General features: G+C 56.6%; 14 protein-coding genes and 1 pseudogene. 9 read left to right on the top strand and 6 right to left on the bottom strand.

The annotated features are described in order from the left end of the window. Positions 1 to 211: pseudogene (locus FDG13_RS15435) on the bottom strand (mannitol dehydrogenase family protein); the annotation flags it as partial. A 34-nt stretch (positions 212 to 245) separates the two neighbouring features. Beyond that, the gene (gene uxaC, locus FDG13_RS15430) at positions 246 to 1,667 is read right to left on the bottom strand and encodes a glucuronate isomerase (protein ID WP_180129414.1); all 1,422 of its coding nucleotides are present in this window, start codon (positions 1,665 to 1,667) and stop codon (positions 246 to 248) included. A 270-nt stretch (positions 1,668 to 1,937) separates the two neighbouring features. On the opposite strand from uxaC, the gene FDG13_RS15425 reads away from it, so the two are divergent. The 4 genes from FDG13_RS15425 to FDG13_RS15410 all read left to right on the top strand — a co-directional run bounded on the left by FDG13_RS15425 (position 1,938) and on the right by FDG13_RS15410 (position 6,449). Further along, positions 1,938 to 2,912 (top strand): TRAP transporter substrate-binding protein, encoded by a 975-nt coding sequence (locus FDG13_RS15425; RefSeq protein WP_180129405.1) that lies wholly within the window; start codon positions 1,938 to 1,940, stop codon positions 2,910 to 2,912. A 133-nt stretch (positions 2,913 to 3,045) separates the two neighbouring features. Then, the gene (locus FDG13_RS15420) at positions 3,046 to 4,557 is read left to right on the top strand and encodes a UxaA family hydrolase (protein ID WP_180129402.1); all 1,512 of its coding nucleotides are present in this window, start codon (positions 3,046 to 3,048) and stop codon (positions 4,555 to 4,557) included. Between the two features lie 80 nt (positions 4,558 to 4,637). Further along, positions 4,638 to 5,324, top strand: coding sequence for a bifunctional 4-hydroxy-2-oxoglutarate aldolase/2-dehydro-3-deoxy-phosphogluconate aldolase (locus FDG13_RS15415; protein WP_180129399.1), 687 nt, complete (start codon positions 4,638 to 4,640; stop codon positions 5,322 to 5,324). Positions 5,325 to 5,348: 24 nt separating this feature from the next. Further along, positions 5,349 to 6,449, top strand: a complete 1,101-nt coding sequence (locus FDG13_RS15410; protein ID WP_180129396.1) for a sugar kinase — start codon at positions 5,349 to 5,351, stop codon at positions 6,447 to 6,449. A gap of 209 nt (positions 6,450 to 6,658) precedes the next feature. Here the strand turns inward: FDG13_RS15410 and FDG13_RS15405 are convergent, their stop codons facing one another. Together FDG13_RS15405 and FDG13_RS15400 are read right to left on the bottom strand one after the other, a co-directional pair. Next, on the bottom strand, positions 6,659 to 7,606 hold the full coding sequence (locus tag FDG13_RS15405) for a sugar kinase (protein ID WP_180129393.1): 948 nt from the start codon (positions 7,604 to 7,606) through the stop codon (positions 6,659 to 6,661). A gap of 84 nt (positions 7,607 to 7,690) precedes the next feature. Beyond that, the gene (locus FDG13_RS15400) at positions 7,691 to 8,023 is read right to left on the bottom strand and encodes a cupin domain-containing protein (RefSeq protein WP_180129390.1); all 333 of its coding nucleotides are present in this window, start codon (positions 8,021 to 8,023) and stop codon (positions 7,691 to 7,693) included. Between the two features lie 213 nt (positions 8,024 to 8,236). On the opposite strand from FDG13_RS15400, the gene kduI reads away from it, so the two are divergent. The 3 genes from kduI (at position 8,237) to kdgR (ending at position 10,847) form a co-directional block, all read left to right on the top strand. Further along, positions 8,237 to 9,073: a 5-dehydro-4-deoxy-D-glucuronate isomerase gene (kduI, locus tag FDG13_RS15395; RefSeq protein WP_180129388.1), complete on the top strand. Its 837-nt coding sequence runs from the start codon at positions 8,237 to 8,239 to the stop codon at positions 9,071 to 9,073. A 34-nt stretch (positions 9,074 to 9,107) separates the two neighbouring features. Further along, the gene (kduD, locus tag FDG13_RS15390) at positions 9,108 to 9,869 is read left to right on the top strand and encodes a 2-dehydro-3-deoxy-D-gluconate 5-dehydrogenase KduD (protein WP_180129386.1); all 762 of its coding nucleotides are present in this window, start codon (positions 9,108 to 9,110) and stop codon (positions 9,867 to 9,869) included. Between the two features lie 177 nt (positions 9,870 to 10,046). Then, positions 10,047 to 10,847 (top strand): DNA-binding transcriptional regulator KdgR, encoded by an 801-nt coding sequence (gene kdgR, locus FDG13_RS15385; RefSeq protein ID WP_180129384.1) that lies wholly within the window; start codon positions 10,047 to 10,049, stop codon positions 10,845 to 10,847. Between the two features lie 162 nt (positions 10,848 to 11,009). On the opposite strand, the gene FDG13_RS15380 is transcribed toward kdgR, so the two are convergent. Beyond that, positions 11,010 to 11,762 (bottom strand): DUF1653 domain-containing protein, encoded by a 753-nt coding sequence (locus FDG13_RS15380; RefSeq protein ID WP_180129381.1) that lies wholly within the window; start codon positions 11,760 to 11,762, stop codon positions 11,010 to 11,012. Positions 11,763 to 11,983: 221 nt separating this feature from the next. Then, entirely contained in the window at positions 11,984 to 12,421 is a 438-nt protein-coding gene (locus tag FDG13_RS15375; protein WP_180129379.1) for a helix-turn-helix transcriptional regulator, read from the bottom strand. A 255-nt stretch (positions 12,422 to 12,676) separates the two neighbouring features. Between FDG13_RS15375 and tehA the strand changes: the two genes are divergently transcribed. After that, a complete protein-coding gene (gene tehA, locus FDG13_RS15370) occupies positions 12,677 to 13,600 on the top strand; it encodes a dicarboxylate transporter/tellurite-resistance protein TehA (RefSeq protein ID WP_180129376.1) in 924 nt (307 codons plus the stop codon). 492 nt (positions 13,601 to 14,092) lie between these two features. Beyond that, entirely contained in the window at positions 14,093 to 14,509 is a 417-nt protein-coding gene (locus FDG13_RS15365; protein WP_180129374.1) for a YccF domain-containing protein, read from the top strand. The last annotated feature ends 102 nt before the right edge of the window (positions 14,510 to 14,611 follow it).

The following is a 14,611-nucleotide window of genomic DNA, read 5'->3' as shown; positions in this document are numbered from 1 at the left end:
TTTTCATATCCGCAGAGATGACACCAGCGCCCACAATGCCCCAGGCCAAGTCACCCGAGGCCAGCACGGCTTCGGTGAACATGGCTTGGTGCGCGCGGTGAAAGGCGCCTATGCCCAGATGCACGATAGAGCCAACTACCCGGCTGCGGTCGTAGGCCGGCTGGCTGACCGTGGCGGGCAGGTGGGTGAGGCTTTTGGGTGTTAGGCGCATGGTGATTTTTGACGGATTATGTTGTAAGCCGGACTTAATCTTCAACGCCCGGAATGGCGAAGTAGTTTTTGGCATTGCGGAAACTGATGTCCTGCACCATGCCACCAAAGGTCTCAAAATCCGCAGGGATCTCTCCGTTTTCCATCCAACCCCCTACCAGTCCACACAGGATGCGGCGGAAGTACTCATGGCGCGGGAAGGACAAGAAGCTGCGTGAGTCGGTCAACATGCCCACAAAGCGCGACAACACCCCCAGGTTGCCCAGGCTGACCATCTGGCGACGCATGCCGTCCATGTGGTCATTGAACCACCAAGCCGAACCCATCTGGATCTTGCCCGGCATCGAGCCGTCCTGGAAACACCCCATGACCGTGCCCAGCACTTCCAGATCATTCGGGTTGAGCGAATACAAAATGGTCTTGGGCAACATGTTCTCGCTTTGCAGCGCGTTCATGAAAGCGCCGAGCTTGGCCGCAATCTGCTCGTCATTGACTGCGTCATACCCTGTGTCCGGGCCCAGCTGTTTGAACATAGCGCTGTTGAGGTTGCGCACCGCCGCCATGTGCAATTGCATGGCCCAGCCGCGTTTGGCGTTCATGCGGCCCACATCGAGCAACACCGCAGTCTTGTAGGCATCGGCCTCGCTGGCACTCAAAGCGCTGCCACTGAGCAGCTTGGCAAAAATCGCCTCCAACGCCTGGGGCGAGGTGAAGCTGGCAAAGGGCGCCGCCAGGCCGTGGTCGGAGGCCCGGCAACCCAGACTGTGGAACACGGCGTGGCGTGCATCCAGTGCGGCGATCAGCGACTGATAAGAGCCGATGGCCACATTGGCACTGGCACCGAGTTTGTCGATGTAAGCCTGCCAGACGGTCAGGTCGTCGGTGGCCAGGGCGCGGTCGGGGCGGAAGCTGGGCACCATCACGGGTTGGCCCGGTTGACGCACGGCGGCGTAGGCGATATGGTGCTCCAGCGTGTCGGCCGGATCATCAGTGGTACCCACCGCGCGCACATTCATGCGCTGCAGCAGTGAGCGGGCACCAAACTCAGGAAGCACGATTTGTGCATTGCAGGCCTCCCAGATGGCTGGAGCGGTTTTGGCTGACAGGGGCTCATTGATGCCAAAGTACCGTTGCAATTCCAGGTGGGTCCAGTGGTACAGCGGGTTGCCCACCAGACGCGGCACGGTTTGCGCCCAGGCCAGGAAAGTTTGGTAGTCGGGTTCATGACCAGTGATCATTTGCTCAGGCACGCCGTTGGAGCGCATGGCACGCCACTTGTAGTGGTCACCACCGAGCCAAGCGTGGGCCAAGTTGCGGAAGGTGGCGTTGCTGGCAATGTCAGCTGGCGGCAGGTGGCAGTGGTAGTCGATGATCGGCATCTGCGCCGCATAGTCGTGGTACAGCCTCTTGGAGCAATCGTCAGGCAAGAGAAAATCGGCATTCATGAAGGCGGGCATGAGGTCACTCCGTGTAAGAAATCAGACAAGCGCGGACTCTACCTCAAACCAAACGAGAATTCAACCAAACTGAAACGGTGTTTTAGCTAAAGCAAATCAATTTTTGACTAAGCACAAACTTGCACAAACTAAAATGAAATTTTGTTTCAAAAATTATTGAGGGTTGTTTGATTTTGGCGTATATTCCCGGCACCTGCGGCGAAAGCCCGAACACCCCGTAGCGAAGTGTTCCGTGGCCTGCTCCTGTTTTATCTAAATGATGAGGCAATTATGAAAAGAAACGTGAAGAAAATTCTGGCCTCTGTGCTGGTAGCTGCATTCGCTGCAGGTAGCGTTTGTGCGCGTGATTTCCGATCAGCGGATGTGCACCCGCAAGACTACCCAACGGTCATGACCGTCAAGCGAATTGGCGAGATTGTCAGTCAAAAAACCGGCGGCAAATACAACGTCAAGGTGTTTGGCAACAGCGCACTGGGATCTGAAAAAGACACCGTGGAGCATGTGAGGATTGGCGCCCTGGACATGGTTCGTGTCAGCACAGCGGCTTTTCACGGGATCATTCCCGAGTCCATGGTGCCTTCGTTCCCGTTCATTTTCCGGGACATCAACCACTTTCGCGCTGCCATGAACGGCCCCGCCGGGGATGACATCCTGGCTGCCTTCGACAAGGCGGGCTTTGTGGGCCTGGCGCTGTGGGAGTCGGGTGCACGCTCCGTTTACGCCAAAAAACCGGTGCGTCATCTGGCCGACATGAAAGGTTTGAAGATCCGCGTTCAACCGTCCGATTTGTGGGTCAGTCTGGTGCAAGCGATGGGCGCCAACCCAACACCTATCCCGATGGCTGAGGTTTATACCGCCTTGAAGACCGGGCTGGTTGATGCGGCTGAAAACAACTACCCCTCGTATGAGGTGGCCAAACATTACGAGGCCGCCCCCATCTACAGCGAAACCCAACACGTCATGTCGCCTGAGGCGCTGGTGTTCTCCAAAAAAATCTGGGACAACATGACCCCTGTAGAACACAAGATCATCCGTGACGCGGTGAAAGAAGCAACGCCTTACTATATTGATCTGTGGAGCAAAAAAGAAATGGCCTCCAAGGAAGCCGCCAAGAAAGCCGGCGCCACCTTTGTGGATGACGTCAACAAGCCAGAATTTGTTACAGCCATGAAGCCAGTCTGGGACAAGTTCTCTCCAACCCCACAACTCAAGGCCTTGGTGCAGAAGATTGTCAACACCAAGTGATCTGGTCACGGCGCTTGGACTGAGCACATCGCCAAAAAATGAACGCAAGAACCCGCTCTGCACGGACGGGCCTCTATGCCGCGATTTAAACCCCTCTACGGCGACCGGCCGTGGAACTATTGAAGGGAACCCAATGCCATCTTCTGTTATCCGTTTACACCCCAGTGACGATGTGTTGATCGCCACCATGCAGCTGTTGCCAGGCAGCTCTCTGCTGGCCGACAAGCTGGTGGTGCGCGACCTGATTCCGCCAGGCCATAAGCTGGCCGCGCACGACATCGCCCAAGGGGCTGCGGTACGTCGCTACAACCAGATCATTGGTTTTGCCAAGGTCAACATTGCTGCTGGTCAGCATGTGCATTCACACAACCTGGGCATGGGCGAGTTTGAACGCGATTACGGCATTGGCCAAGGTGTTAGCGAGTTGCCAAAAGCCGAACATCCAGCCACCTTCATGGGCTACAAACGCGCCAATGGCAAGGTCGGCACACGCAATTACATCGCGGTCATCGCCTCGGTGAACTGCTCAGCCACGGTGGTGCGTGCGATTGCCAGCCATTTCAGCCGGGAAAAACTGGCGGCTTACCCCAACATCGACGGCGTGCTGGCTTTGCCCCACCCGCTGGGTTGTGGCATGGGTGTGGTGAGTGAAGGCATGGACATCCTGCGCCGCACGATGGTCGGTTATGCCCGGCACCCGAACTTTGCGGGTGTGTTGTTTGTGGGTCTGGGTTGTGAACAAAACCAGATTGCACCCATTGTTGAGATGGTGGGCGCCCATGAAGACGGCATGCTGCAACAACTGGTGATGCAGGCTGAAGGCGGCACCACTGCCGCCATCAAAAAAGGCATTGCGCAGGTCACCACCATGCTGGAGCGCGCCAACACCTACCAGCGCGAGCCAGCATCGGTCAGCCATCTGATTGTGGGCCTGAACTGCGGCGGCTCCGATGGTTACTCCGGCATCACCGCCAACCCGGCATTGGGTGGCGCCTCTGATTTGCTGGTGTCACATGGTGGCACCACCATCCTGTCTGAAACACCTGAGGTGTATGGCGCAGAGCACCTGCTGACACGCCGCGCTGCCAGCCCCGAGATTGCGAACAAGCTGATTGACCGCATCAAGTGGTGGAAGGACTACACCACCCGCAACGGCAACCAGATGGACAACAACCCGTCGGTGGGCAACAAGGCAGGTGGCCTGACCACCATTTTGGAAAAGTCTTTGGGGGCCGTCGCCAAAGGCGGCACCAGCACACTCAATGGTGTGTACCTGTATGCCGAACCCATCACCGCCAAGGGTTTTGTCTACATGGACACCCCGGGCTACGACCCGGTGTCGGCGACCGGCCAGGCGGCAGGTGGTGCACAAATCATCTGTTTCACCACGGGCCGTGGCTCGGCCTTTGGCTGTGCGGGCGTGCCCACCATCAAACTGGCCACCAACAACGCACTCTATGAGCGTATGCAGGACGATATGGATGTCAACTGCGGCGACCTGATCACAGGCACCCCCATGACCGAGATCAGCCAGCGCATCTTCGACGCCATCATTCGGCACGCCTCGGGTGAGAAGGTGCGCAGCGAAGAACTGGGCTACGGCAACGACGAGTTCTTGCCGTGGCAAGTGGGCGCGGTGATGTAAATCCCCCTGGATGACACGTCTGACTGGCCTTGACCGAGGTCAGCGGGCATTTTTAAACAAGTTTTTTTAGGAGCGTAAACATGGCAGCAAAAGATCGTATGGCAGTCCTTTCGGCGATGATGGAACAAAGCATCATCCCGGTTTTTTACCACCCTGATGTTGAACTGTGTATCAACGTCATCCAGGCTTGCGCCAATGCGGGCGCCAAGTGTGTCGAGTTCACCAACCGTGGTGACTTTGCCGCACAGGTGTTCCTGGACGTGACCCGCCACTTCGCCAAGGCTGACCCATCGGTGATCATGGGCGTGGGCTCGATCGTGGACGCACCCACGGCCGGCTTGTTCATCGCAAACGGCGCCAAGTTCGTGGTTGGCCCACTGCTGAACGCCGATGTGGCCAAGGTTTGTAACCGTCGTGGTATTCCCTACAGCCCAGGCTGCGGCTCAGCCACCGAAATTGGTGACGCGCAAGAACTGGGCTCTGAGATCGTCAAGGTGTTTCCAGGTTCGTCCGTGGGCGGCCCCGACTTTGTCAAGAGTGTGATGGGCCCCATGCCTTGGAGCCGCATCATGCCCACCGGCGGTGTGGAACCCACCGAAGAGTCGCTGCGCAAGTGGTTTGGCGCCGGTATTGTGGCCTGTGGCATTGGCTCCAACATGATCACCAAGAAACTGCTCGACGCCAAAGATTACAAAGGCATCGAAGACAACGTGCGCAAGACGGTCGAGCTGGCCGCCTCCATCAAGGCCGAACTGGCCGCCAAATAATCAGTCAAGAAGGAATTGAAAAAAATGTCCGCACTTATTATCAAACCCGCATCGGAAGCCAAATGGGATTGCGCTTCGTTCGGCGAAGTCATGCTGCGTTTTGACCCCGGCTTTGGCCGCGTGCGCAATGCCCGCAGCTTTCAAGTCTGGGAAGGTGGTGGTGAATACAACGTGGCCCGCGCCATGCGCAAATGCTGGGGCAAACGCGCCGCTGTTGTGACCGCCCTGCCCAAGAACGACTTGGGTTGGCTGGTGGAAGACCTGATCATGCAAGGTGGCGTCGACATGAGCCACCTGATCTGGCGTGATTTTGACGGTCTGGGCAACAACACCCGCGTCGGTCTGAACTTCACCGAAAAAGGCTTTGGCGTCCGTCCGGCCCTGGGTTGTTCTGACCGCGGCCACTCTGCCGCCTCTCAGATCCGCCCAGGCGAAGTCAACTGGGAAAAACTGTTTGGTGAAGAAGGTGTGCGTTGGTTCCATACCGGTGGCATTTTTGCCGCACTGGCCAGCAACACCGCCGAAGCCGTGATTGAAGCGGTGGAAGTCGCCAAGAAGTACGGTACCGTGGTCGCTTATGACCTGAACTACCGCGCCTCTTTGTGGAAGAGCCAAGGTGGCAAAGAAGGCGCACAACGCGTCAACCGTCATATTGCCAAATACGTCGACGTGATGATTGGCAACGAAGAAGACTTCACCGCCTGCCTGGGCTTTGAAGTGGAAGGCGCTGACGAACACCTGACCAACATCGAAACCGACAGTTTCAAGAAGATGATTCAGGCCGCTGTGACCGCGTTCCCCAACTTCAAGGTGGCCGCAACCACCTTGCGCAAGGCAACCACCGCCACGCTCAACGATTGGTCTGCCCTGCTGTATTACGAAGGCCAGCTGTACCAGTCGATGAAGCGCGACAACCTGGAAATTTATGACCGCGTGGGTGGTGGCGACGGTTTTGCTTCTGGCTTGGCCTATGGCTTCCTGGAAGGCAAGGGCCCGCAAGCTGCTGTGGAATACGGTGCAGCCCACGGCGCGCTGGCCATGACCACACCTGGCGACACCTCGATGGTGCGGGTTGAGGAAGTGGAAGCGGCCATGAAGGGCAAAGGCGCCCGCGTGATCCGCTAAACGCTTGAGGTGGGGTGTCGCCGCCCCTCCTGCCCAAGTTCCTGCCAGCAGGGAGCTTGGGTGGGTTGGGTACGAAGCCCAGGTTCCTCACATAAAAATAGCACCCAACCCTTATTGAATAAGGGTTGGGTGCTATTTTTATTGATAAATCGGCAAGAACCTGCCTGCCGCAAAATCAGGCGCCACGCAGGCCGTGGCGCCTGCCGTCGTCAGAGCTTGGCAGCTGCCAAAGCAGACTTCATGAACTCCGCCACTCGGGCTTCGGTGGGCAGCGGGGCCACTGCGCCATACCCTTGGGTCGACAGGGCCGCCGATGCCACCGCCCAGCGGGCACTTGCGAAGACATCCTCACCCCGTGCACGTCGCGCCAGATAGGCGCCGTTGAAGCAGTCACCCGCACCAGTCGCATCCACCGCCTTGACAGGGAAAGCCGGAATTTTTTGAATCTGGCTGCCATCAGAAACCATCACCCCTTCGATGCCCATTTTCATGACCACCACCTTGGTGCCTTGTTGGTGGGCCCAGGCTATCAGGTCTTCTGGGGCATGCAAACCAGACAACTTGGACAGCTCCTCCAGCCCGGGAAGAAACTCATCTGCCAAAGCGATGGTTTCAATGACCGTGGACCGGGCATCTTCCAGCGACCACAGGGCAGATCGCAGGTTGGGGTCATACGACACACGGGCGCCAGCGGCACGGGCCATGGCGATGGCAGCAGCCACGGTCTCATGGGCGTTGACGCTGATGGCTTGGCTGATCCCGGTCACATGCAGGTATTTGGTGTTGCCAATCAGTGCGGGAGACAGGTCTGAAGGACGCATGCCGCTGGCGGCCGAGCCCTTGCGCAGGTATGAGAAATGGTGGCCATCAGCGTCATGGTGCACAAAATAGACCCCAGTGGGGGCGTCTTTGTGCACGTGCACGGCACTGACGTCCACCCCCTCAGACTTCCAAAGCGCCAAGCACATGTCACCCAGCGCATCACTGCCCACCAGCGACACATACGCGCAGCGCGCGCCTTGCCGGGCGGCCGCAATCGTGGTGTTGGAGGTGTCGCCGCCAAAACCCTGCAGGTACATCCGGCCATCGCCCTGTGGGATCTGGTTGAATTCCACCATGGCTTCACCCAGCGCCACCACATCGTATTGATGATTCATGTCAAAAATCCTTTGAGTTCTACGTGTTTGTCACCCGCCTTCATACGGCACAGCGCCACAGGCGCCCAAGCGACAGCCGTCTTGTTAAAGAAAGTCGTCCCGGCGTGGTGAAAACTGGTCGAGCAGCATGCCGCCCTGCTCCAACGACACCACGCCGTGCCACACCTGGCGCGGCGCAATAAACGAGTCACCAGCCTTCAAGGTGCGTTTGACACCTGCGACCTCAACTTCGAAGGACCCAGCGACGACAAACACAATTTGGTCATGGGCTTCATGGGCATGCGGTGTGCCGATCGACCCTTTGTCGAACTGCACCATAACAGACATCAGGTCAGGCGTATGACCCACAATTTTTCGCCGGATGCCATCACCCAGTTCGATCCAGGGGGTGTTGGCGTTATCAAAGTAATGTTCCATTGCAGTACTCACGGTGGTTAAAAAGGCAAGCTTGTGCAGAAAAAAACAAGCTTGTCAGGACAAGACGTTTCCGATAATGTATCATTCATCAAACAAATTGAAACGCCGGTTCAATAAATAGTAACCGCATTTCATAAATGTTGTGAGTTGCGTCAATGTTTGCCGCAGTCTGAATCACCCAAGCGCCACACAAGGCCAATACCGAGGGCAACCATGGAAATTCGCCAACCTATTCATAGCGACCACGTTCGCACACTTGACACCGAAGGCCTGCGCAAGCATTTTTTGGTTGAAGATCTGTTCAAAGCCAATGAAGCCACCCTGACTTACAGCCAGATCGACCGCATCATCGTTGGCGGCATCATGCCCGTCAACCAGGCGGTGCGCTTTTCACCTGAGCTGGGCCGTTTTACAGGTACAGACTTTTTCCTGCAACGCCGGGAACTGGGTCTGATCAACATTGGCGGCGCTGCCCGCGTGGTGGCGGATGACGAGACTTTCGAGATCGGTTCGCGTGAGGCCTTGTACGTTGGTCAAGGCATCAAGCAACTGGAATTCACCAGTGTTGACGCTGCGCACCCCGCCAAACTGTATTTCAACTGTGCACCGGCACACACCCATTACCCCAGCCGCAAGATCACTCAGGCACAAGCTTCTCCTGAAACACTGGGCGCCCCAGAAACCAGCAATCGCCGCACCATCTACAAGTATCTGGTGCCTGACGTGTTGCCGACCTGCCAACTCTCCATGGGCCTGACCCAGCTGGAACCCGGCAACATGTGGAACACCATGCCCTGCCACACCCATGACCGACGCATGGAGGTGTATTTCTACTTCGACATGAACGAGAACGCCGCTGTGTTCCACATGATGGGTGAACCCACCCAGACGCGCCACATCGTTGTGCACAACGAACAAGCCGTGATCAGCCCAAGCTGGTCGATCCACTCAGGTGTAGGCACACAAGCCTATACCTTCATCTGGGGCATGGTCGGTGAGAACCAAGTGTTCAAGGACATGGACCACGTGCCGATGAACGCCATCCGCTAATTACATTTACCCAACCCGAAAAACAAGGAACAACATGATTTTGGACAATTTCAAACTGAACGGCCGCGTCGCCATCGTCACTGGCTGCAACACGGGCCTGGGCCAAGGCATGGCACTGGCACTGGCACAGGCTGGCGCCGACATCGTCGGGGTCAATGTCGCCGCTCCTGATGACACCCGGGCTTTGATTGAAGCCACTGGCCGCCGTTTTCTCGATCTGCGTGCCAACTTGTCAGACGTCAGCAGCATTGACGGTCTGGTGAAACAAGCGCTGACTCTGACGGGCAGCGTCGATATTCTGGTTAATAACGCCGGCATCATCCGCCGCGAAGATGCCATCAATTTCAGCGAAAAAGACTGGGACGACGTGGTTGACCTCAACCTCAAGTCGGTCTTCTTCTTCTCTCAAGCCGTGGCACGCCAGTACATCGCACAAGGCACGGGCGGCAAGATCATCAACGTGGCCTCCATGCTGTCGTATCAGGGTGGCGTGCGGGTTCCGTCTTACACCGCCTCAAAAAGCGGCGTCATGGGCATCACCCGTGCCTTGGCCAACGAATGGGCCAAACACGGCATCAATGTGAACGCCATTGCCCCAGGCTACATGTCTACCGACAACACCACCGCTCTGCGCGCTGATGAAGCTCGCAATGCGGCCATTTTGGAACGCATCCCGGCGGGTCGCTGGGGTGTACCCGCCGACATGGCGGGTCCGGTGGTGTTTTTGTCATCGGCTGCTGCCGATTACATCAACGGCTACACCGTGGCTGTGGATGGTGGTTGGCTGGCACGTTAATGACGCGACCGGAGCCGAGAGTCTGCACACGTCATCGTCGCAGTTCCATTAGCTGATCTTCAAACGGTGTGACATCAAAAACTTGCACTTTGTTGGCTGCCCAACCCTTTGGTTGGGCAGTTTCTTCGGCTGTAAGGAATATAATTTGAAACACACTTCCAGGGGAATCAAAACAAAATGGCTGATGAATCCTATGATGTCAAGCAACCTGAGTCGGTGGCGGCCGTGCTCAAGGTTTTTGCTCTGCTGCAGGCCTTGTCCGAAAACAACGAGACCGGCATTTCTGACCTCTCAGTGAGGTTGGCCATGCCCAAGGCAACCGTCTACCGGTTTTTGCAAACCATGATGACGGTGGGTTATGTCCGACAGGAAAAGGACAGCGAACGTTATGGCTTGACCATGAAAATGTTCGAGTTGGGCACCAAGGCCCTGCAGTTCCCTGATCTGGTCGACCTGGCCAAACACCACATGCAGATGATGGCCGACATCACCGGCGAAACGGTGCACTTGGGGACCTTGATCGACAGCGAGATCATCTACATCCACAAGGTGGACTCGCGCCATAACTTGGGTATGTACTCCCGCGTAGGCCGACGTGCGCCGCTGCATTGCACTGCCATTGGCAAGGTCTTGATGGCCTGGGAAGACCCTGAGCGCCGTGACCGCATCTTGAAAGGTGCAGATTTCAAGCGTTTCCGGGAAAAAACCATTGTGGATGCGGCTGCATTTGTGACCGAATTGCAGCAGGTCAAGGCACAAGGTTTCGGCGAAGACCGGGAAGAGTTTGACGACCATATCCGCTGCCTGGGTGTGCCCATCTTTGACCGCCTAAACCGACCAATCGCCGGTTTCAGCATTTCGTTCCCGACCTTCCGCTACGACGACTCCAAGAAGGACGAGATTGTGGCCATGCTGCAAGGCGCCGCCAAAGACATCTCGTCCCAACTCGGTTGCTCCAACTTCCCGCTGGACAAATAAGCCTGCGGCAAGGCGGGTTTCGCACTAAACCATCGGCTGTGTAAGCCCGCCTGAACGCCAGTCCACTCAGTGAACTGGCGTGGCTCTCTTGGAGGGCCTGTGCCCCAGACGCGACCGGTTCACATCGCTGTCTGCACCCTCGCAATTTGAGGAAGACGTTCCCTAGTCTGCCTCGGCGATCACCACAAATCTCGGGACGGTCCCGTGATCTGTTGAAACCATCTCCTGCATGTCAGCCAGAGGCCGCATCCAAACGGTATCCTGCTTGTCGCCCTGAAGTGGCTTGTAGAGAACACCGGGCAGGAGAGTTGCCTCAATAAGACAAGTGCCAACCACCGTGTAGCACCCACCCTTGTAGTGACGCAGTTGTGCGCCAGGTTTGCACTGGTTCGTGTTGAGGGCAATGGGTGGCACAAGTTCAATTTCAGTAACAGCAGCAACCGGAGCAGAAAGGTTTGCTGACGTCGTTCCATTTTTGAGCCTGGTGTTTTCCTGTCGCAGCTGGGCAATCAGCTGCTCGGACACGGCGAGACGTGTCCGCAACGCCTCGTTCTCCAGGGTCAACCGCTGCACCTCGACAGCGAGGTCGTCAGCGACGGCAGTGACCCGCTCGCGCACACTTTCACGTGCCCGCGTCAAGCGGGAACCCAAAACCTCCAGCCAGTTCAAGATCTCAACACGCGTGCTGTCTTTGTGCAGTGGATTTTGCAGGGTGGCTTTCTTGACATCGGCCCGCCGACACAGCTCGGACTGTGTGACCCGTCCGTGGTTGAACGGGTAAATACCTTGGTGCTGGTCAATGTCCCTCTCAATATCGGCCATGGCCTGGCGTAGTCGCCTGAGGGCGGCCTCGGTTCTGGCATTGCCCTTGTCTGGCGCAGTTGTGAGCGTGGGCAGAAAGTGGGTGGGGGACATGGCACGAGTTTAAAGGAGCGACTTCTCTGAGTTCAGCACTCAATTGGAGTTGATCAGAATATGAAGTGTTGGCGTCGGCACCGATGTCGACCAGATTTGCCGAAGACGGACAGATCTGAAAGGCATCAAACCATCAACAGGCTTGCGCCAGCAGGCGCACACTCAACGCCTTTCAGACGGGTTGCGCCGATGTTCGAAACCTCCGGCACATTCTGAAATCCTTATCGCCGCAAACAGGCCGACGGTGGGTAGCCGAAGGTGCGCTGAAAGGCCGAGGAGAAGTTCGACAGACTCGAGTAGCCGGCCCGGTAACCCGCCTCGCCGACGGTCAAGCGTCCTTCCATCAAGAGCGCACGGGCCGCATTCAGGCGTTCAGTGCGCTGGAAAGTCATCACCGACATGCCATAGGTGGCCTTGAACAGCCGTTGTAGGGTGCTCTCGCTCACGCCCAGCTCCTGGGCCAGCCGCTGTGGTGTGGCGCTCTGATGCTCCTCGCTCGTCAGAATGCGGTCTCGGATCATGCTCGCCCGCACCATGTCGCGATCTTTGACCTGTGGCGTGGCGGGGAGCGTCTGCGGACGGACCTCTTCGTTCGTGGTGCGCAGGGCCTGCGGTGTGGGTGACCAGCTGGCCACGCTGCATCGACCGGTTAAATCCAAGATCTGTTGGCGTCAGTCAACTTCTTGGGCCTTCGGCAAGTGATGACCCAAAACGCAAGTAACGCCTGAAGCCTCCAGCGTCCGAAAGCTGCCATGTCTTCACCGCATCAATTGCATTGGCTGCTGGCCGACAGTTGGTGCTTTGGATGGGTCAGCCAAAATGCGGTCTGGTTCACATCCTTTTGGTGACCTTGCATCTGATAACCAGATGCGCCAAATTCAACTGCGTTTCGCTCATTTTTCAAGATTTATACAGTGGCACATTCACCAGTTTCCGCTTCTTTTTTTGGCATCGTTTTAGGCCTTTCAGGTCTTGGTCAGGCTTGGCGCATCGCCAGTCGGCTGTGGGGAATGCCTTCACTCATCGGGGAGGGGGTGTTGCTGCTTTCTGCTGTTATCTGGCTGACCCTGCTGGTTTTTTACCTTGTCCAAGCGGTCAGGTACCCAGAAGTCACTCGCCATGAATTTCGGCACCCCGTGCAAGGAAGCACACCAGCCCTGCTCGCTGTGTCCACCTTGCTGATGGTGTTGGCGGTATTGCCCTATTCCCGACCCATGGCATGGACCCTTGCTGTGGCAGGCATCACTTGGCATGTGGTTTTTTCTCTCTGGCACACCGGCGTACTCTGGCAAGGTGGACGCGATATGCTGGACACCGCACCAACGCTTTACCTTCCCACTGTCGCAGGTAACTTCACCAGTGCAGCTGCTCTGGGTGGTCTCGGGCATCCCGACTGGGGCTGGTTGTTCTTGGGCGCCGGTGTCTTTTCCTGGCTGTCGCTGGAGTCACTCGTCATTCAACGCTTGTGGCAATCAAAGGGCTTGCCTGTGGCGCAGCGACCGCTTGTTGGCATCCAATTTGCACCACCTGTCGTTTGTGCCATGGCCTGGCTGATGCTTGATCCTGGCTCCACCGATCATTGGCTGATGATGATGTGGGGTTATGGTTTGTTTCAACTTTTGCTGGGTTTGCGACTTGGGTCGTGGCTGGGTGCCCAGCCTTTTTCCCCGGCTTATTGGGCTTACACGTTCGGCATTTCCGCCACAACCGTTTGCGGCCTCAAGTTGGCTGTAGCCGGTGTCGGAGCGGCACAGGTACTCGCCATGCCCATTTTTATCGGCGCCAACCTCTTTATTGCTTATCTCGCAGTTCGAACAGCATGGCATGCCGCGAGTTAGAGGTTTGCATCACCTGCCAGTTGCAACCGGCAGCAACTGGCCCCATCCGGGCACCCACAATTTCCAAGACATGGCCGATAGCGTTTAGGTTTCCTGGATACCTGGTCGCTTCACACCCAAAAACGTCCGCGCTGGCTGAACTTCGAATCCGGGGGCATCACTATCGAGTTAAGTGAGAAAACTATTGAGTTAGTGTCGAGTTTCAGCTAACGCGATAGTCCCCACTCAACAGGGTCAATGACTTACAGAATTCGTTGCACGCAGCTCTATAGCCTTGTCTCAGCTAACTCGATATTTGCAGGTATTTGTTTCATTCAAATCGATATTTAGACTCGACAAATTGGTTGAAGTGAACAATAAAAGACGCTGCCAGGCTGTATCGGACCTCTCAAAAGCGAACTACCGAGGCATTGCAAAGAACGCAACGAGTTCGTCTATGGCTTCGGGTACGGGTATGCTTATAAGCACTAGTCTGACTATGCTGGAGCTGAAATGGGTGTCATTGGCAATATTTTGTGGTTCATTTTTGGTGGGCTTTTCATGGGACTTGGGTGGTGGCTTGCTGGGCTTTTGGCGGCAATCACCATTGTTGGCATACCATGGGCCAAGGCCTGCTTTGTCATTGGTCAGTTTGCATTTTTGCCGTTCGGTAAGGAGGCCATCAGCCGCAAGGCATTAACCAACAAGGACGACATCGGTACAGGTGTCCTTGGCATGATTGGCAACATCATCTGGTTCATCTTTGCAGGCATTTGGCTGGCCATTGGGCATTTGGGCTCAGCGCTGTTGTGCTTCATCACCATCATTGGCATTCCATTTGGAATTCAGCACCTGAAACTTGCAGTCATCGCCCTGGCGCCCATAGGCAAGACCATCGTTGACAAGGAAGTCGTTGCAAGCGCGAGGTAATCGGAGCTTGGGGCCAATTGCTTGTCAGTTCAGGAGATCACGCTGGCTCGCGTTGGCTACATCAGTGACTGTCTCATTCCGCTGCATTTCGGCTGTCTATCG

This window comes from Rhodoferax sp. BLA1, from assembly GCF_013416775.1.
In the GTDB taxonomy this organism is placed as follows: domain Bacteria; phylum Pseudomonadota; class Gammaproteobacteria; order Burkholderiales; family Burkholderiaceae_C; genus Rhodoferax.
This window is presented reverse-complemented; position numbering and strand designations above follow the sequence as displayed.

What these genes read in the sequence shown, in the direction of transcription:
- FDG13_RS15410 (WP_180129396.1), top strand. Translation starts at nt 5,349, where the DNA reads ATGTCCGCACTTATTATCAAACCCGCATCGGAAGCCAAATGGGATTGC.
- FDG13_RS15420 (WP_180129402.1), top strand. Translation starts at nt 3,046, where the DNA reads ATGCCATCTTCTGTTATCCGTTTACACCCCAGTGACGATGTGTTGATC.
- FDG13_RS15380 (WP_180129381.1), bottom strand. Translation starts at nt 11,762, where the DNA reads ATGTCCCCCACCCACTTTCTGCCCACGCTCACAACTGCGCCAGACAAG.
- kduD (WP_180129386.1), top strand. Translation starts at nt 9,108, where the DNA reads ATGATTTTGGACAATTTCAAACTGAACGGCCGCGTCGCCATCGTCACT.
- FDG13_RS15405 (WP_180129393.1), bottom strand. Translation starts at nt 7,606, where the DNA reads ATGAATCATCAATACGATGTGGTGGCGCTGGGTGAAGCCATGGTGGAA.
- FDG13_RS15365 (WP_180129374.1), top strand. Translation starts at nt 14,093, where the DNA reads ATGGGTGTCATTGGCAATATTTTGTGGTTCATTTTTGGTGGGCTTTTC.
- kduI (WP_180129388.1), top strand. Translation starts at nt 8,237, where the DNA reads ATGGAAATTCGCCAACCTATTCATAGCGACCACGTTCGCACACTTGAC.
- FDG13_RS15425 (WP_180129405.1), top strand. Translation starts at nt 1,938, where the DNA reads ATGAAAAGAAACGTGAAGAAAATTCTGGCCTCTGTGCTGGTAGCTGCA.
- uxaC (WP_180129414.1), bottom strand. Translation starts at nt 1,667, where the DNA reads ATGCCCGCCTTCATGAATGCCGATTTTCTCTTGCCTGACGATTGCTCC.
- FDG13_RS15415 (WP_180129399.1), top strand. Translation starts at nt 4,638, where the DNA reads ATGGCAGCAAAAGATCGTATGGCAGTCCTTTCGGCGATGATGGAACAA.
- FDG13_RS15400 (WP_180129390.1), bottom strand. Translation starts at nt 8,023, where the DNA reads ATGGAACATTACTTTGATAACGCCAACACCCCCTGGATCGAACTGGGT.
- kdgR (WP_180129384.1), top strand. Translation starts at nt 10,047, where the DNA reads ATGGCTGATGAATCCTATGATGTCAAGCAACCTGAGTCGGTGGCGGCC.